This is a genomic window from Methylobacterium sp. UNCCL125 (assembly GCF_900116795.1).
GTDB classification, from domain to species: Bacteria; Pseudomonadota; Alphaproteobacteria; order Rhizobiales; family Beijerinckiaceae; genus Methylobacterium; species Methylobacterium fujisawaense.
The window spans coordinates 1-16,762 of sequence record NZ_FPBW01000026.1 but is presented as its reverse complement, the minus strand read 5'-3'; the positions used below and the strand labels follow the sequence as shown (position 1 = coordinate 16,762).

Annotated in this window: 21 protein-coding genes and 1 pseudogene; 7 read left to right on the top strand and 15 right to left on the bottom strand. The window is 66.5% G+C overall.

What is annotated here, in order from left to right:
- Nucleotides 1-162: 162 nt before the first annotated feature.
- Entirely contained in the window at nt 163-837 is a 675-nt protein-coding gene (locus tag BM396_RS23800; RefSeq protein WP_158713291.1) for a helix-turn-helix domain-containing protein, read from the top strand.
- Between the two features lie 278 nt (nt 838-1,115).
- On the opposite strand, the pseudogene BM396_RS31930 reads toward BM396_RS23800, so the two are convergent.
- Both BM396_RS31930 and BM396_RS23790 read right to left on the bottom strand, forming a co-directional pair.
- Nucleotides 1,116-1,244, bottom strand: a pseudogene (locus BM396_RS31930) (IS3 family transposase); the annotation flags it as partial.
- Between the two features lie 486 nt (nt 1,245-1,730).
- Complete coding sequence (locus tag BM396_RS23790; RefSeq protein WP_043384652.1) at nt 1,731-2,087, bottom strand: hypothetical protein; 357 nt, start codon at nt 2,085-2,087, stop codon at nt 1,731-1,733.
- A gap of 1,004 nt (nt 2,088-3,091) precedes the next feature.
- Between BM396_RS23790 and BM396_RS23785 the strand changes: the two genes are divergently transcribed.
- From BM396_RS23785 to BM396_RS23775, 3 genes are all read left to right on the top strand, one after another.
- Nucleotides 3,092-3,352 carry a hypothetical protein gene (locus BM396_RS23785; RefSeq protein WP_043384654.1) on the top strand — a complete coding sequence of 87 codons (261 nt, stop codon included), beginning with the start codon at nt 3,092-3,094 and terminating at the stop codon, nt 3,350-3,352.
- Between the two features lie 258 nt (nt 3,353-3,610).
- Nucleotides 3,611-3,817 carry a hypothetical protein gene (locus tag BM396_RS23780; protein WP_043384657.1) on the top strand — a complete coding sequence of 69 codons (207 nt, stop codon included), beginning with the start codon at nt 3,611-3,613 and terminating at the stop codon, nt 3,815-3,817.
- A gap of 4 nt (nt 3,818-3,821) precedes the next feature.
- Entirely contained in the window at nt 3,822-4,100 is a 279-nt protein-coding gene (locus tag BM396_RS23775) for a hypothetical protein (protein ID WP_043384659.1), read from the top strand.
- Nucleotides 4,101-4,296: 196 nt separating this feature from the next.
- On the opposite strand, the gene BM396_RS23770 is transcribed toward BM396_RS23775, so the two are convergent.
- On the bottom strand, nt 4,297-5,229 hold the full coding sequence (locus BM396_RS23770; protein WP_081948705.1) for an FkbM family methyltransferase: 933 nt from the start codon (nt 5,227-5,229) through the stop codon (nt 4,297-4,299).
- Between the two features lie 264 nt (nt 5,230-5,493).
- On the opposite strand from BM396_RS23770, the gene BM396_RS23765 reads away from it, so the two are divergent.
- The 3 genes from BM396_RS23765 (at nt 5,494) to BM396_RS23755 (ending at nt 6,948) form a co-directional block, all read left to right on the top strand.
- Nucleotides 5,494-5,772, top strand: a complete 279-nt coding sequence (locus tag BM396_RS23765) for a BrnT family toxin (protein WP_043384662.1) — start codon at nt 5,494-5,496, stop codon at nt 5,770-5,772.
- Nucleotides 5,760-6,308, top strand: coding sequence for a helix-turn-helix domain-containing protein (locus BM396_RS31925; protein ID WP_051976144.1), 549 nt, complete (start codon nt 5,760-5,762; stop codon nt 6,306-6,308). Before BM396_RS23765 ends, BM396_RS31925 begins: the two co-directional genes overlap by 13 nt.
- A gap of 244 nt (nt 6,309-6,552) precedes the next feature.
- Nucleotides 6,553-6,948, top strand: coding sequence for a polyhydroxyalkanoic acid system family protein (locus BM396_RS23755; protein ID WP_244538941.1), 396 nt, complete (start codon nt 6,553-6,555; stop codon nt 6,946-6,948).
- 581 nt (nt 6,949-7,529) lie between these two features.
- On the opposite strand, the gene BM396_RS23750 is transcribed toward BM396_RS23755, so the two are convergent.
- From BM396_RS23750 to BM396_RS23695, 12 genes are all read right to left on the bottom strand, one after another.
- Nucleotides 7,530-7,886 carry a hypothetical protein gene (locus BM396_RS23750; RefSeq protein ID WP_043384664.1) on the bottom strand — a complete coding sequence of 119 codons (357 nt, stop codon included), beginning with the start codon at nt 7,884-7,886 and terminating at the stop codon, nt 7,530-7,532.
- 51 nt (nt 7,887-7,937) lie between these two features.
- Nucleotides 7,938-8,363 carry a hypothetical protein gene (locus BM396_RS23745; RefSeq protein WP_043384666.1) on the bottom strand — a complete coding sequence of 142 codons (426 nt, stop codon included), beginning with the start codon at nt 8,361-8,363 and terminating at the stop codon, nt 7,938-7,940.
- Complete coding sequence (locus BM396_RS23740; protein ID WP_091994975.1) at nt 8,363-8,629, bottom strand: hypothetical protein; 267 nt, start codon at nt 8,627-8,629, stop codon at nt 8,363-8,365. Before BM396_RS23740 ends, BM396_RS23745 begins: the two co-directional genes overlap by 1 nt.
- Before the next feature lies 1 nt (nt 8,630).
- A complete protein-coding gene (locus BM396_RS23735) occupies nt 8,631-9,455 on the bottom strand; it encodes a glycoside hydrolase family 19 protein (RefSeq protein WP_051976145.1) in 825 nt (274 codons plus the stop codon).
- 13 nt (nt 9,456-9,468) lie between these two features.
- The gene (locus BM396_RS23730; RefSeq protein ID WP_043384669.1) at nt 9,469-9,816 is read right to left on the bottom strand and encodes a septal ring lytic transglycosylase RlpA family protein; all 348 of its coding nucleotides are present in this window, start codon (nt 9,814-9,816) and stop codon (nt 9,469-9,471) included.
- A 113-nt stretch (nt 9,817-9,929) separates the two neighbouring features.
- Nucleotides 9,930-11,783: a hypothetical protein gene (locus BM396_RS23725; RefSeq protein ID WP_091994972.1), complete on the bottom strand. Its 1,854-nt coding sequence runs from the start codon at nt 11,781-11,783 to the stop codon at nt 9,930-9,932.
- Between the two features lie 82 nt (nt 11,784-11,865).
- On the bottom strand, nt 11,866-12,312 hold the full coding sequence (locus tag BM396_RS23720; protein WP_091994970.1) for a hypothetical protein: 447 nt from the start codon (nt 12,310-12,312) through the stop codon (nt 11,866-11,868).
- Between the two features lie 2 nt (nt 12,313-12,314).
- On the bottom strand, nt 12,315-13,637 hold the full coding sequence (locus BM396_RS23715; protein ID WP_091994967.1) for a hypothetical protein: 1,323 nt from the start codon (nt 13,635-13,637) through the stop codon (nt 12,315-12,317).
- Between the two features lies 1 nt (nt 13,638).
- Entirely contained in the window at nt 13,639-14,127 is a 489-nt protein-coding gene (locus BM396_RS23710; protein WP_043388574.1) for a hypothetical protein, read from the bottom strand.
- 1 nt (nt 14,128) lies between these two features.
- A complete protein-coding gene (locus BM396_RS23705; RefSeq protein ID WP_043388573.1) occupies nt 14,129-14,689 on the bottom strand; it encodes a hypothetical protein in 561 nt (186 codons plus the stop codon).
- A 7-nt stretch (nt 14,690-14,696) separates the two neighbouring features.
- Nucleotides 14,697-15,938 carry a phage tail protein gene (locus BM396_RS23700; RefSeq protein ID WP_091994964.1) on the bottom strand — a complete coding sequence of 414 codons (1,242 nt, stop codon included), beginning with the start codon at nt 15,936-15,938 and terminating at the stop codon, nt 14,697-14,699.
- A gap of 15 nt (nt 15,939-15,953) precedes the next feature.
- Nucleotides 15,954-16,688 (bottom strand): hypothetical protein, encoded by a 735-nt coding sequence (locus BM396_RS23695; protein ID WP_043388579.1) that lies wholly within the window; start codon nt 16,686-16,688, stop codon nt 15,954-15,956.
- Nucleotides 16,689-16,762: the final 74 nt, after the last annotated feature.

Genomic DNA, 16,762 nt, shown 5'->3' with positions numbered 1-16,762 from the left:
TGATTCGCGATCACATTTTTCTTCTATAGAAGAATTCACTGGATTGATAGGGGATGATGGAACGGCCCGCGGGCTCATCTTTTCGACGACGCTTGGATCGCCGGTGTAAAGCCCTGTATGGCGGCCCGTACTGCCGGGATCCTGGGATGTGGCTCGCCTTCGATGAAGACCTCGCCCGATCGTAATCGTGCTTTGACGGCCGACATCGGTCCATCACCGCTCGGCGACGAGAGCAGCAAGCACTACAGGGACGCTGAGTCGCAGGGGCGACTGGGCGAAACGGTCTCGAAAAATCTCGGCGGGCGCGTCCGTGACCTGCGCAAGAAGCGAGGCTTGACGCTCAACGAGTTGTCCGGGCGCTCTCAGGTGAGCCGGGCCTTCCTCTCCGCGATCGAGCGGAGCGAAAAGTCGCCGACCCTGCCGATCATCGTGCGCATCGCGCGAGGGTTGAACGTTTCGATGTCGGCCCTGCTCGGCGTCGAGCCGGCGGCGACCGGGGTAGCGTCGAACCGGAGCGCGGACCAAGTCACGTTCCGCGATCCGCAGAGCGGCTTCGAGCGGACGGTGCTGTCGCCCCTGCGCGAGGGCGGGGGCGCCGAGATCGTCAAGCACTGCATTCCGCCCGGCCAATCATCCGGGCTTCTGCCCGTCTATCCGACCGCGGTCGAAAAACATATCCTGATGCAGGAAGGCGAATTGACCGCCCTGATAGATGACCAAGAGTACAAAATCTCGTCCGGGGACACCCTCTCCTTCATGATCGAGTCGTCTTACCGTCTGTGTAACGAGGGGTCTGTCCCCTGCGTGTACATCGTCGTCATGGTGGAGAGGGGCTAGCGCGGGCAGCTGGGCGGGTCCGGCGGCCTGCGAGTCGTAGCGGCCTATGCGCGGCGGCCCATGCTTCACTTGCGCCGGGCCCGGGGCGAACCCGGCCCCGTGAACCGGCCAGCCACGACGGGGGCGGCGTTCGGGATCCGGCTTACGGCCGGATAGATCGGGTCTGCTTTCGCGTCGTGTCTCCTCCGGAGCGGACCAGCCGCTATCGGCCAGACTACGTCATGCCAAATCGCCATCGCGCGCAGAACCGGACGTTCGGCTTCACGTCCATCTCGGTCGCCGGCCTCAGTAAGGCGCTCAGTGTAGCGGATGCTGACGTAGTGCGAGCCGCGGTCGGAGTGGCAGACGAGGCCACTACCAGCGGAGGGGCGGCGCTCGTGCCTGGCCTGCTCCAGGACATAGAGGAGGCCTTGCTCCGCCCACATCGTCTTGTCCGCCGACGTTCGCAGGTAGTCGCTCACCGCACAGGACGTTTCGTCCAGCCCCGCCTCGATGATCTCGAGCTGGCGGACGAACGTAGGCCGGACGGCCAACAGGGCTTCGATGTCGCCGGGCACGGGCTTGGGAGCCAGGGAGACCAGAAGGTCCGGCAGGTTGTGCCTTTGGATGAAGGAACGGAACTGCCGCTTGTAGGCATCTCCTTCGATGATCGCCGGCCTGCCTGCGCGGATCAATTCGTCGGCCCATTGCTTCGCGATGCCGATGGCGCTCCTGGCTATGGCCAACGCGAGTTCCGGCGGATCCGTCACCTCGATGAGTTTCAGCAAAGGTGAAACGGGAGAGTGGTCGCCGTTCTCCAGACGGAACCGAGCAATCACGCATGCTCGAAGGTCCTTGTCCGCGGCTAGATATCTTTTCAGATGCGATGCGCACGCGGCGGATGTCGCGGTATTCTAGACCAGTCTTCCAGCCTTCGCGTCGACCGAAGCCACCTCGTCTTCGCTGCGGGCTTCGTCAAGCGCCTGGACCAACTTTCCTGTCCGCGTCGGCACCCTCCAAGCCAATGCGAAGGTCTTCCAGAGATCGGCCGTCCTGTCGGGCACCGGATTCTGCCTGGGCCCGCTCTTGCATTGCTCAAGCAGGACGGAGCCGTCCGGGTAGTGAACGGCGACATCGTCCAGGTGCTCGAGCGGGACGAGCGCTCCCGGCGGAGCCGTCAGAAGGTGATGGCAGAAGCGCACCGGCTGAAGCGCGAAGCCATTATACTGGCCAGGCGCCGCATGCGCGGCTTGCTTCGAGGCGATGTCCATTTCGTAACTTGAGGAACAGTTCCGCGAGAGAGAGGGAAGGTCATCTCCCTCGAGGTGCCCGTCACCCGATTTCCGTCGTCCTCCGCAGGTGCCGATGATGAGCCGCTGCCCCCGACTCGGCGAGCTCTGATGCAAGCCACGCGGGAGCACGCTTCCGGAGAGGCGGTGGGAGGCGACGATAGGACGTCCGCCGACTTGCGATCGGACGCCTCTCACCTCCGACCTTTGGATGGGAGGAGAATGCCGCCTACAGGACCCGTCGTCGATGGCGACACCTTCCACGGTGCGACGGCCCAGATCGTTGCCGGTCACGCCGCACGGTTCCTTCCGGCCGCCTGGCTCAGGCCGGGTTGAAGGAACCACTGTTCCTTCATTTCGAGCCTATCAGCTGTGTCGCGGCGCTTGGCGGCGCGAGACCGGTGTACCTTCAGAAGCTGGAGCCGGTGCCGCCGTGGGGGGACATATCGGGGTCAAACCGCGAATCTAACTTTCGCAAAATCCAGCAACCGCAGCGACTTAGATGATGTCGAGTCATGCTGGCGGAGACGGAGGAAGTCGAACCCTCGTTCCAGCTTAGAAGATGCAACTACAAAAAGATGCCGATGCGACTCCCTTGCTGGCGCAGGACCGGTGGCCGACGTGCCATCACCATCGGCGCGGTTGCCGGTCGTTGATCGCTTGAGCTGAAAGAACGAAAGCGCCATTTTAGAGCAATGGACCTGAAGCGGTCCATGCACACAGGCGACATCGGTACCAATCCGGTACGAGTTTACCGGTCGAATCGTCCGTGGCGCCGAAAAGCTCGATAAAATCAGTGGTAGCGAGGGAGGGATTTGAACCCCCGACACAAGGATTATGATGCCCGGCTTATGTGTTTCAGCTCAAGCGCTTAGCTGCTGAAATCGCGGCAAACCGCACCACCAGTACCAATGGTTTAGGTGTCGGATTGTCAAACCATTTGTTGCCACCTCGACACCCGAGCAGGCCGGCGTTACCCCTCGGCCATGGCCAAGGATCCCGCAACCGTCTCCGAGCTGCGCAAGGCCGGCGAGGTCAGCGATCAGGAGGTCGACGCCGCGGTCGACGCGGTGCTCGCGGATCTGGCAACCGAGGCCTTCCCGCTCGCGAAGGGCTGGACCCTCGACCTCGTCGAGACGCTCCGCACAAACACCCGCGCGGCCGAGGCGCTCACCACCGACAAGCCGGCCTGGAAGCGCAACATAGTTCGGACCGCGATCCTGCTGGCCAATCCGATCAAGGGATGACACCGCAGACGGCACCCGGGTGAATCTTCTTCGCCACCATATAGCTCTCAGAACCTATCCTCGGTTACTCGGCATGCAATGGCTTCGCGGTTGGGATCTTCGGAAGCCTGATGCTCGTCAGGGCGCTGCTGCTCATGTTCGTTGAAGGTCGATAGGCCTACGCCATGCCCAGAGACCGCACTTTCCGGTTCGTGATGTACTCACTGGTCGCTGTCGGCGTCGCTCTGCTGTTGCTGCGAGAGTTCTTGGGGTGATGAGATGACCGAGGCTCCCGCTCCTCTACGCCAGCAAGCCGCGATCCAGTACATGATGCGCCGCGTTGACGGATTCGCGCGCGGGCTAGGTCTGGACGAAGCAGTCACACGACAGATCGTTGAGAAGATCGCCGCCGACCTGCTTGATCGATCGGACGAGGAGCGGCTGGAGACGGCTCGCGAATGCCTGCTGATGGCCGCCTTGGCGTAGCAACATGACCTTCGTTTGGCGCCGCGCCTTCCCCGACACGCACCACGATTTCGTCGCCGAGGAAGCGGGTCAGCACGTCGGGCGCATCAAGCGGATCGACGGGGGGCCGCAAAACAGCTCGTGGACTTGGACCTGTACGGGCTGCCAGCGCGGGCACGAAGCGACGGGCGTCCGGCCGCTGAACGGCGAGGCCGCGACCCGGGACGAAGCGATCGAGGCGCTGGCCGCCGCGTGGGACCGAGCGAAGGCCTGGAGCGCGCGGACCGGGCGACCGCTGGCGTAAAGGTCAGCGCCTCTTCGCCGCGAACTCCCAGACCGGCGGCCCCAGGTCTGCCCCGGCTTCGTCCGGTAGCCGGAGAACCGGTCGAACACGATCCGGTCCGGCTCGACGCCAATGACCGGGCTGTCGCTGACCAGCAGTGCGCCGGCATATTCGCCACGCAGGAAGCCGTGCTCCGGATGAACGCCTTTGGGGCCATTCAGACCGAAGCCTCTGCTAGATCGAATAGCGGATCGCGGAAGAGACTACTGGAAGTTCGATTGTAACTAAGAGATATTCCTGGATCTAAAATTGGATCTTTGCCAAAATAAGCGGCAATTAGACCATCTCCGCTGAAACTTTCGGCTACGCTGTGCTCAGCTATGATTGAGCCACCAGCCGCCTCAATGATACGCAAGCAGCGCTGATGCGTTAGAGGGTCGCCGGATATGAAGTGGTGGTGTGTTGAAACAAGGCAAAATCGGATGGCGCCCGTTTCAAACAGCTTAGCACACGAGAGAAGGATCTCGGTTTCAACCCCCTGCGTATCACAATGCAAGAGATCAAGCCGATCTATGCCGGCGTCAGCCATCAGTTGCGGCACGCTTACTTGCGGGATTACCTTCACACCCGAAGACTCGGTTTCGAAAGGGCGAGGATCCAGTGTTTGCCCACCCACAGAAGCTTCAACGAATGTCATTTTTCGGCTGTTAAGCGCCGCGTTTTGCTTTCCGATCTCAATGTGCTTTGCATCAGGCTCAACTCCGATCACCGATGCATCTGGGCGCGCCTGCAACATCCAGAGCGAGTAATATGCCCAGAAACAACCGAGCTCTATCATTCTAGGCTTTTCAGGCATGAGCTTGATGATCTCGTGGAAGACTGCCTCTTCTTGCGGTTCGTGGTGCCCGCGAAGGCGCTTGATAATCTCAGCCATCCAGGCGCCGTGGTATCCACCGGACACAACGCGAAGCCCATTATGCATGATCTGCACGTCGCGCTCGCCATCCCTGACGATCTGCCCTGCGCCGAGCACTTTAGGGATGGCCTCCGCATCCCGACAGTTGGCCGTCATTTCGATGCGGAATCGTTCCTCACGGGCACGAGGTTCGTCGAGGGGCGTGAGGTGGGACGATATGCTTGAGTCTACCATGTCGATCCTCGAGACCGTCCAGCTGGGTCGCGGCGCTGAGCGATCACTCTATACCGCGCCATTCTGCTGATGGGCGAGGCGTGCTCGGACAGGCGCTCGATCTGGTCGCGCCAGGTGGCGACGGCGCGAGGGAGGTCGGACATGTTTCGGCGGTAGCGCCGCAGGCTTAATGGATCCTCATCAGCAGATGCCTACGAGGTTTCGTGCGTGCGCGATCCGATCGTAGTCCCTTGCGACACATACGCACAAAGCGTACATCCGAGCATGATCTTCGAGTGGGATGACGCGAAGGATGAAGCGACGCGCGACGAGCGCGGCTTCGGGTTCGCGGACGCCGCCGGCATCTTCTTCGGCCGCTACGTCGAGTGGCAGGACACGCGCCGCGACTACAGCGAGGTTCGCATGGTGACGGTCGGTGAAGCGGACGGCCTTTTCTACACCGTCGTCTACACCGACCGGCAAGACGCCGAAGGTCAGCAGGTACGCCGCCTCATCTCGGCTCGGCTGGCGAACAAAAAGGAGCGCTTGCTATGGCGCGCATGACGCTGGACGAACTCCGTAATCGAGCCTCGACGGTCGATCGGGCGAAGGTCGAAGCTACGACCGAGACTGAGATCGAAGCACATCGCGCGGCCGACGGCGACGATAATCTGCCGGTGCCGGCCAACGCGCACGTGGTCGAATCCCCGCGGGCGCTGCGCGTGCGGCTTGCCTTGACGCAGCCCGAGATAGCGGCGGCCCTTGGGATCCCGCTCGGGACGTGGCGCAACTGGGAACAGGGACGTGTGAGCTTGGAGCCCGCTGCGGTGTCACTTCTTAGGCTGGTCTCTCTCGATCCTGTTGGTGCCCTCTCGGCACTCGGGCAGAGTGAATGGTTCGAGCACAAGATCCATTCCGACAACATCAAGCCCTCCGTCCGGAGCGGTACATACAGCCAAGTTGGGCCTCGGGTCGTGATGGTGAAGCGGCAGGCGAAGCTCTACCCGATGACCATCAAGCGGTCGGCGGTGTCGGGCGGCTTCGTCAACGTGCGAGCAGCTGGGGCCAAGCCAAAAAGCAACAAGCCCAAGACGGCCTGAACCTCTCGACAGCGTCATCCCGGCGGCTATCCTGCCGGAATGCGCACAGCCTAAGCCGCTCGGCCCCGCCCCGATCTGCTCACGGGGCGGGGGAGCTTCCGATCTCACCAGCGTGTGAGCCGAGCCGATACGCAACGCGGCTCAGTCAGACGATGTACAGAGGCGGTTACCGCGGGGTGCCTGCGCTGAGCGAGCGGGCGGCCCGCGGTGGGACCCGATCGGAAGCGGCCAAGGCGGGCGAGCCGTGCGCACCGATACTCACCAAGCCTTAACCAACCGGCGGCACGTGACGGGCTCGGTTTCCAAGGAGACGCCGTTGCCGAAGTGCCTGATCATCACCATCCCGCACGATCTCGGAGCAGCAGAGGTCCGGCGCCGGATCGATAAGCATATGGACTGGGCCCTCCGACGCCTTGAGGCGGAGAAGATCCAGGTCGAGGCCGAGGACTGGTTCGGCAATCGCCGCGCGTTCGCCGGTCGAGGCTACGGCCAGACGGCAAGCATTGCGATCCAAGTGGCTGATGATGCGCTGCAGATCGAAGCGCTGGTGCCCTGGATGGCGGGCATGTTCGCGCCAGTCATCGAAGCGGTGGGACGGTACTACGCCGGGCGATTGCTTTCGAACGAAGGCGCATCCTGACGCGAAAAAGCCCGCGTCGGCGGACCGGGCGGGCCTTCCCAGATCCGAGCCCCGGGGGATGTGAGGCCGAATCTGGACCGATGGTAACGCGCTCATGAGCATAAGAAAGCCCCACGCGGCGGTGCCGGCGGGGCTGCTAGTTTTGCATGCACCCATGTGCCCGAACGGGACTGTCGCGTCGAGCCGAGTGAGCTAGAGTCCCGGACGGTGCGCTCTGCGCGACACGCGGCGGTCATGAAATGCATTTTGCTATTCGCCCTGTCCAGACAGGAGAAAAGCCGACTGAACCTGGCTGGTATGTCGTTCATGTCCCACGTACAGGACAAAATGAGATCGTGCGCGTGCACGAAAGGCGTACTTCCACATCAGAGCCGATCCTGAGTGTGACCTTCACTGGCTCGGGTGATCATTATCCAATGACCACGGTGGCAGTCACGTTCATCGCCCAAATTGATCCAGAGCAGATCCAACGAAGCTGATTTTTCGGCCGCCCCTCCAACGACACAGGGTTCGAAACGACGAAAGGCGCCCCGGTCGAAGCCAGGGCGCCCAGAGCGTTGACAGATGTTAACGGCGGCCGGTCAATCCGGCGGCCGATGCATGAACGCCTTCAGCATCGCCTCGCGGGTCTCCTTCATCTCACCTCGCACCGAGCTGACCATGTCGTCGATGCGCCGCTCCAGCCGGGTGATGACGTCGCCCGTCACGTAGGTCCGCGCCACCTCAATCTTGAAGGCGTTCAGCTTCTCGTCGAGAGACCGGATCTCGATCTTGGCCGCCGCCATGTCGATCGTGAGCGGCGAGACCGCCTCCTTCGTGCCGGTGCGCAACTTCCCGATGATCCAGTCCGCGCCCTTGCCGAGCGCGATCAGGAACAGCGCGAGCGCGATGAGCTGCGCCCAGGTGATCGGCCCGGGCGACAGGAAGGACGTGTCCATGGCGACGGTCTTTCGCGGCCTACCCCCTGCGGGGGAGGTGGAGGGTGAGGGCTACTTGCCGAAGATCCGGCGAACGGTCGGGGCGATGCCGGCGACACCGATCACCGAGAGCACGATGGCGTTCTCCATCGCGTCGTACGGCGCCGGCAGCTTCGCGACCTGCCAGTTGAACCGGAAGGTGCTGTCCAGGACGATCGCGCCGAAGTGGATCATGCAGAACCCGAACGCCGTCGGGATCATCCAGGCCGTCCAGGGCGAGAGGTGCTGCTCGGCGCGCTCCTGCGCCACCACCTTCCGCTCCTCGACGTAGGCGGTGAGCTGCGCCTGGGCGACCGTGACGTCGCCGGTGACGTTCTGCGCGTTCGTCAGCACCCCGTTGTCGGAGCGCTTGTTGAGGTAGGCGAGCACCGCCTGGACGATGCCGGAGCCGAACAGCTTCACGAGGAGGCTGCCGGCCATGGCGAAGATGGCACCCATCAGCGCGGTCCTCCGGCCGGCGGCGGGCCGACCATGGCGAGGCGCCGGATCACGATGCCCAACACGACGCGCGCGATGGCGAGCATGGAGGCGGCCTTCGCGCCCCAGCCCGGCGGCAGCAGGACGGTGAAGTCCACCCCGGCCAGCGCGTCGAGGATGTCGGGCACGGCGAGCACGAGTGCAAGCGCGTAGATCCGGTACCCGCGCGCGGCGGCGTACCAGCGCAGGATGCCGCGCCGGACCCGGCGGAAGCGAGGGCGCAGCATGTCAGGCCACCTTTGTCTTGCGGGAGAGCAGGGCGTGGACGCGCGCCCAGAAGCCGGGCTCGGCCACGGCGGTCGGCACCGTCGAGGCGGCCGGAGCGTAGGAGGCCGGCGTGGCGGGCTGAGTGGCGACCGGGGTGGCCTTGCCGAGGGCGTCGGGCATCCGCGCGCCGAGGAGCGGCATGCCGGCGGCGATCAGCGCGGCCTCGGCCTTCTTCGCGTAGCTGGCGATCAGCTCGGCCTTGTCGGTGCCGTTCACGGTCCGGCGGGCGCCGACGTAATCGCAGACGTCGCCGTGGATGTAGTCCTCCAGCGCCTTGCCGGTGAAGTCGCCCTTCTGGGACACGCCGCGGGTGACGCCCTCGACGAGGATCCGCTTCGAGATGGTCGGGTCGAGCGCGAGGTCCGGATCTTCGGCCAGCGCAACGCCAAGCAGCAGGCCCATCCGGCGATAGTTGTCCTCGAAGGTGAGCTGCACGTCGCCGCGGCCGTAGAAGCTCAATCCCTTCGCGTTCGGCAGCGCGTAGTTCCGGCTGATCGCGCCCCGGGCAAACAGCTTCGCCACCGCCGCGCGCGCGCCGGCATCGGTCGTCGCGAACCCCTCGCGGACCGGCTGCATCCGGCGCCCGGTCTCATGGAACGAGGTCGCGATGATGTAGGCGAGCAGTCGCCGGTCTAGGACGCGCGCGTAGGCCAGGAACACGTCGAGCAGGTGGTTGAGCCCGTCGACCTGCGCCTGCGTATACGAGCCGAACATCGGCTTCAGCGCGGCGAAGAACTTGGTGCGGTCCAGGCGCGTTCGCGCGCCCTCGTCGGTGGACGTAGCCATGGCGGTCTCCGGGTCAGCCGAGAATGGCGAGGTGGACGCGGCCTACGCCCGACAGGCCGATGGCCCGGGCCGCGCCGCGCGAGAGGTCGATCGCCCGGCCGGCGATGAACGGCCCGCGGTCCGTGATCCGGACGACGACCGAGCGGCCGGTGGCTTCGCAGGTCACCCGCACCCGGGTCCCGAACCGCAGCGTCTTGTGCGCGGCCGTGAGGGCGTCCTGATCGAAGCGGGAGCCGTCGGCGGCGCGCCGCCCATGGAAGCCCGGACCGTACCAGGAGGCGACTTCGGCATGGGCGCACGGGGTCGATCCCGCGAGCACGAGGCACGCGAGGGCGGCCCGCACCGGGAGGCGCAGGAGCATCAGGACCTCTTGAGAGGAGAGCTTAGGAGGGGACCTTAGTGGCCGGTGCTCACCGCTGGATGGCGGCGAGCGTTGGTGTCAGCTCTCGGGTGACGCGGGAGGATCGTCGAGGCTCAGTAGTTCGACGTCGGCAGGGATCTGCCGACCATACCGGCTCTGTAGGTCAACGACACGGTGGCATTGACCAGTGCGGCGCCGGACGCATCGGAGCAGCGCACGCCGAGCGTCGTGGCGTCGGCGTAGTACAGCCGCGCGTCGGGACAGGACGGCGATGGCGAGAGTTGCACGTCGTTGGGGGTCTGGCCGACGTTATGGGGGAAGGCGAACTGCCCGGTCGCGCTGGTGGTCGAACTCAGAAAGCCCACGTCGAACGTCGCGAATACGCCCGTCCCGCCCGCACGCGGCGCCCCGCCGTTAGGGGCCGACCAGCCCGTTACGCCCGCCAGTGCCCCGGCGCCGTAGATCGTCTGCGCTGCATTGGCTCGCAGGTACTGGCCGATGCGGACCTGAGCACCGTTGACGGCTACAAACGCGGGCGCGCCTGTGCCGGCCCGATTGAACTGTCCCTCGTGGAACGTGCCGATCGAGAGCAGCGCACCGGCGCCGGTCATATAGGCGGCACCGCCCCGCAGGTTGTTGGCCTTCCAGTCGTCGATCGCGACGGAGACGTTCGGCGCGCCGTTGTTCTCGATGCCGTAGTGCGCTCCTGTGCTGTAGGGGTCCTGGTACATCGTCCCCCAGCCGATATGCAGGTTCGCGTACTGCGCGCCCGCATCGAAGGTCAGGAACGTCCGGGCATTGTCGGCATAGACAGCCTTCCAGCTGTGCTCGGACGCGACCCCTGTCCCCGCGCCGGTGGCGACCAGCTGGCTGTATCGCAGGGCCGACTTCGCGAAGATTGTGAACAGGTAGCCGCCGTCCAGGCCATCGACCCGCTGCATGATGACGGTGTCGAGATTGTTGGCGGTGTAGCTGTTAACGAAATCTGTATTCTGCCAATAGGGCCACGCATCGACATAGTCGATCTTATTCTTGTCGTTAGCGCGCTCAATCAGAAGCGCGTTCTGCATGAACTGGCCGCGCAGGCGCTTGACCCAAGTCCGCATCCCAACGTTGCCGGTGACCTTCAGCCCCTTTGTGGCGTTCAGCATCGTCATGTCGACGACGCTCTCGGCCGCACTCAGCACCACGTCGTAATCGGCGGCCAGGGGCGCCCAGCCCGCGGCCGGCGCGGGTTGATCGCGGTACGTGCCGATGCCGACGAGCTCGTTCGCGCCCGCGTACCCGGTGTTCTGGAACAGGAAGCCTACGCCCGCATGGGCGAGATGGAACCACGAGCCGACGCCGCGTGAGCCTTGAAGGTTGCCGGGGTCGATCCCGCTTCCGCGAACCCGCAAGGGCGCTCCGGAAACCGTGACGGTCGAGGTGAGCTTGAACCCCTTGCCCGCAGCGACGGTCGGAACCGAAATCTCGGCTCCGAGCGCGGCGGCGGCACTGAAGGCGGCTTGAACCCGCGCCGTATCGTCGGTCGTGTCGTCGCCCTTAGCTCCACACTGGCGCAGATCGATCGTGACCTTCCAGTCGAGCTTCCATCGCGCACCGTCCGCGCCGACCAGGACCGTGCAGCCGTTGTCGGCTGAGGTCTTGTCGGTCGGGTCGAAGCGGTAGCTCGCGCCACCACCGTCGCCGGCGGCATAGAAGCCAAGGGTCGACACAGCGCGGAAGTAGGCGCCGCGCGGGCTGCCACGCAGATCTGCGACCGTGCTTACACCCGAAAGCCACGCGACGACCCGGGCCAGGGTGCCGTCGAGCGCGCCGAGGCTGGGCACGACGCTGGTGCCGGAGACGTTGCCGCGCGAGCTGTCTCCGCGCAGGATCACGCCGTCCAGGTTCGGCCGATACAGGTCGGGCGAATTATAGCGGGGCGCCTGTGCCGGATCATAAGCCGCCGCCTGGAGAGGCAGCATGATGGCGAGTGCGCCAGCTACGGTACGAAGAAGCATAGAGTCGGCCCGGATATTGGAGGGATCGCGCGGCGCGGATGAGGGCTCACTGGCTCTCATAGAAGCCGGAGATGTAGAAGACCGCCCCGTCCTGGCCGGCGTAGGAGTTGTTGCTCGCCGCGGTCACCGAGGCGAAGGCGGCGCCAGCGGGCGTGTAGGCCTGGAGTGCCGCTCCGGTTTTCGCGTTCTCGCGCCCGAAGGCGGTGTAGGGGCGCGCCGAGGAAACCGGCAGGCCGGACGGCAGCCCCACGTTGAGCGCGGTCGCGCAGGTGCCGTTGGTCGTGATCGTGACCGTGGCCTGCCAGAACACGATCTTGCCGACGACCTGGTACCCGCCGGTCGCGGTCGCGCTGGTCAGAGACCCGCTCGGACAGGCGAGGCTCGGGGTGTAGGCCGTGAACGGCCCTTGCGGGACGGGCGGCGGCATGAAGGCGGCGCGTGCCGGCAGGACGAGCGCGGCACACAGGGCGAGGATGAGCGGCAGGCGGCGCATGCTCAGTGCTCCCGGGCGGTGATGGCGAGGCCGGCCGCCGAGCCGATCGCCGACATCGCGCCCGTCTCCACGAACCCGGGTTCGCTGGAGAGGTACGAGCCGGCGGGCACCTTGATGTTGCCGCCGCCGGGCGCCGCGGTCGCGGTCGCGTCGAAGTTGATCCAGATGTCCCCGGCCGAGTCGTTCTTGATCTTCCAGCCTTGCCGGCTCGTGTTGGCCGCCATCAGGGGCGTGGCGGTCGTGCCGACGGTCGTGGACCGGTTCGTGCCGGCGCCGCGGACGGTGGTCGGGATGGGCACGCCGGCCGCGGTTCCCTGCACGCTCAGCGCGGTGCCTGCAGCGGTGCCCGCGGCGTTGGCGATGCCGGGCAGATAGGTCGGGACAGCATTGGCGCCTGTGACGGCAGCACCGGCCACCCGGAGATCGGCCGAGAGCGCGCCGCTGTTGACCACGACGCCATTGGTGGTGCCCGGCGTGGTCTGGTCGATGCCGAACCGCCCGACGATGGCGGTCCCGGCCTGAAGGGTCGTCTTCAGCGTGCCGCCGAGCTGTCCGGCGATGGTTGCGAGCCAGCCGCGGATGCCGGTGCCGGCGTTGGCGACTGCCGGCGATGCCGGGTCCGCCCCATCCTTCGCCGCGCCGGTGAGCTTACCGTCGATAGAGGACAGGCTGGTGTTGCCGGCCTGGGCCGTCGCGTCGAGGGCGAAGGCGTTACCGATGGTGCCGATCTGCGCCGCGCCGGCACCGAGGCTCACGGTCCCGGAGACCGGTTGCGTCGCGGGGAAGTTGCCGACCGCGACCGGCTGCACGACGCCGGACCCGTCGACGGAGAGGCGGCCGCCGACCAAAGCTGCCGGTAGGCGGTCACGGATCGCGGCGAGGACTGCGGCGATGCCCGACTGCGTGCCGAGCAGGCGCGTCACCTTGGCGATGAGCGATCCGGCTGCGGCATCCGAACCCGTGGCCACATCGGATGGCGTGCCGAGACCCGTGGCCAAGTTCGAGAGCGTGGCGTTGGCGGTCGCGAGCAGCGCCCGGCACGCCTCGAGGCGCGCATCGGTGGCGATCAGCGCACCATCATCCAGAAAGCCCGTCACCGGTCCGGTGGCGAGGCCTGTCGTGTCGACGGTCAGCGTCATCACCGGTCCGGCGATCGCGGCATAGGTGAGGCCCGAGCGCCCCTTCGCGAACAGGAACCGATTGGTCGGCTCGTGCAGAACCGCCAGCACGGTACGCGGGTCGAAGCCCACGCCGAGCGCCGAGAAGTCGAGCGTGCCGGCAGCGGGATCGAGGACGATGCCCGTGAGGATGGGGGGCAGCTTCATGTCAGATCCCGCCGAAGATGAGGGCTGTGGTGATGCCGATGTCCTCGGCCTCGCCCTCGCTGATGCCGCCGAAGTCACTGACCCAGGATGGTCCGAGCCCGGCCAGCGTGGTCGCCACGACGAGGTGGAAGCTTCCCGCCTGGATCCGCCCGGCCTGGGGCACCGAGCCGTCGAAGTGCCGCCAGGGCCGCGCGCCAAGACTGTCGACGTTCAGCGTCGGGCTGCCCGAGTTGCCCCTGTCGGCCTGCACGAGGAGGGCGAGGCCCGGGCCCATTCTGGCCACACCGGATGCCGTGCGGGCGAGGTAGGCGTTCGCCAGACCACCAGTGCGGATCGCGCCGCCCTGATCCGCCAGGAGGGCAGCCTGTGCCGCCATCAGGCTCCGGACGAGACTAGGCAGATCACGCGCCGAGGTGCCGTCGCGCGCCGGCACGTCGGGGTCGGCCGTCGCGTTGGCGGCCGCCTGCTGCGACCAGTCGAAGGCACCCATCTCAGTCCTCCGTCGTCACGGCGAACTGGCCGTTGTTGAACCAGAGATTTCCCTTCCCGGGTGGCGGTGCGGTCGGCAGGATCGCCCGGAGGGCGGCCATCAATGTGCCGAGGTTCAGCACGCCAAGGTCGGTCGGGGCCGGATTGACCTTGCGCCATGCCGGCGCGCCGGAGGCGACGGCCTCGTCCCAGACGACGAGCTGGTACTCGCCCTTGCGCATGGCGCCCGGGGCGAGCTCGCCCCCATCTGCTGCTAGGAGCCGAGCCGGCCCGAAGCCGTCGACCGCCAGCGCCGGCTCGGCCACGCTGTCGCGATGGGCCCAGAAGCCGATCATCACGCCGGGTGCCGGCTTCAGCCCCGAGGTCGTCTGCACCTCGAAGACGTCGCTTAGGCCCTCGGAGACCAAGGCGCCGCCCTGGTCCGCGACGAGCATCGCGACGCCCGCCATGATCCCGCGAGCCGCATCGGGCAGAAGCCGGGCCGAGGTGCCCGGGAGGGCGGGTACGGCGGCGTCGATCTGCCCGTTCTCGGTCGGGTCCGTCTTCCACTTGAAGGCGCTCATCCGGTCCTCAGGTCTTGATGGCCCAGGTCACCACGGCGCCCGGCGGCACGTTCGGGTGCGGGTCGCCCGAGCCGGCCGTGTCGATCACCAGCGTGTGGGTGTGGTTCGGCGTCGGATCGATCGTGTGGGCGTGGCTGCCGTCGATCGAGATGCCGTGGCTGTGCGTGCCGCCGGGATCGGTCGCGAAGCTGTGCGAGTGGTTGCCGGTCGCGACCGTCGTGAACGTGTGGACGTGCGGGCCGCTCTGCGTGGTCTGGCCGTTGCCCTGAGAGCCCAGGTTGATGCCGGTGACGACCTGCGCGTTGTTCGGCGTCGCGGTGCTGACCAAGCCGTAGCCGTACTGCACGACGTGGGCGTGGTCGCCGCTGATGTCCGTGGTCCCGACGTGGGCGTGGTTGCCCGTCACGTTCGTCGAGCCGGTGTGGTCGTGGGCGCCGTCGATGTTGGTGCCGCCGTGGTTGTGCGCCCCGGCATTCTGGATGGTCGGCTGGAAGAAGCCCGCCGGCGACATGGTCGAGGTGTGCATGTGCCGCGGCATCTGCGTCGCCAGCATCGCCACGGTCTCGGCGCCGCCGAGATAGCCCAGCGAGCCGACGAGACCGCCGGCGCCCGAGAGCAGGTTCAGCCCGCGGTTGGCGCCGAACAGCGACCGGCCGCGCAGATCGGGCAGGTTGAAGGTCGTGAAGCCGTCGCCGTTGCCCCAGAACGTGCTGATCGAAGCGAGCAGCGCGGCATAGCTGGTGCGCGAGACCGGCCGGCCGTCGCAGATCTCCCAACCCAGGGGCACGTTGGGGCCGCCGAACGCCGCGATCTTCCCGGCCGGCTCTGTCGTCGGTGACAGGGTGCGGTAGACCTGCGCGTCGGGGTCGTACACGACCGACCAGACCGTCGGGTAGATGTCGCCCGGGCCGAACTGGCTCCCGTCCGAGCGCAGCCACGGCTTTGGTGTGTTGCCGTCCGCCTGCAGCGTGCACGGGTTGAGGTTGGTCGTCGTGGTCCGGAACTTGAGCGTGTGCGCCTGGGCCGCAACCTTCGCCGACAAGGTCTGTCGGGTGATGACCGTATAGGCGTCGGAGCCGTAGGCCTGGTTCACGCCCGCGTTGTCGAGCATCCAGAGCTTCACCGAGGCCATCAGCGCGCGCATGGCGTCGTTGATGGTCTTGGCCGGCTGGCCCTCGTTGAAGATGATCGGCGGATCCGAGACGTCGTTGCCCGAGGGCGCGACGTCCCAGTTGGCTGCACCGGGCATAGAGCCGTCCTCGGGTTAGCGGGTCGTGGTCGCGCCGGGCAGCAGCGCGAAGAAGCGCTGCGCGTCGAAGGCGGGGGCCTGCCGGCGAGCCGGATGCATCTGCACCGGGGCCGGGGCGGGCGCTGCGGCAGCCTGCGCCACCGGGGAGGCGGCCGGCGCATCGGCGGCGGTGAGCGTCCGGAGCAGCGAGGCGACCTGGAGGGTGCGGTCCGCCTCGGGCGACTGCATGGTGGCGCCGCCGGAGGGCGTCACCGAGTTGGGCGTCCCGGACACAGTCGGCCCAGCGAGCCCGAACGCACCGTTGGGCGAGGCCGAGCCGGGCGAGAACGCTCCGCCGAGGAAGGCCGCTGCCTTCGCCCGGTGCCCGGCCATCTGAGTGTTGACCTTGTCGGCTACGGTGCCCGGCGTGCCTCCGTTCGCCGTGTCGCTCCGGTCGTAGAGCCCGGGCCGGCCGGCATTCACCGTCGAATAGAGGTCGAGCATCCCCATGCCGGGCTTGAAGCCGCGGTCGGTCAGGTAGCGCTCGACGGCGGGAAGCTGGTCGGCGAAGCTCTGGTCCTGGCTCGCGCCGTATTGCTGCTGCTCGGTCGGCCCGAACTGGATTAGGCCGATGTGCCGATTACCCGAGCCGCCCCGGATCGAAGGGCTGAACCCGCTCTCGAACGACATCACGGTCGCCAGGTCGAGCGGGTCCGCGCCGATGCGCTGCGCGCTGGCGATCAGCGCGTCGCGGTCTGCGGCAGTCGGCATGGGGGCGGTCCTGAAACGACAAAAGCCGCCCTTGCGGAGCGGCTTTCAGGGTCCGGCGCGCAGCGCTGCGGACG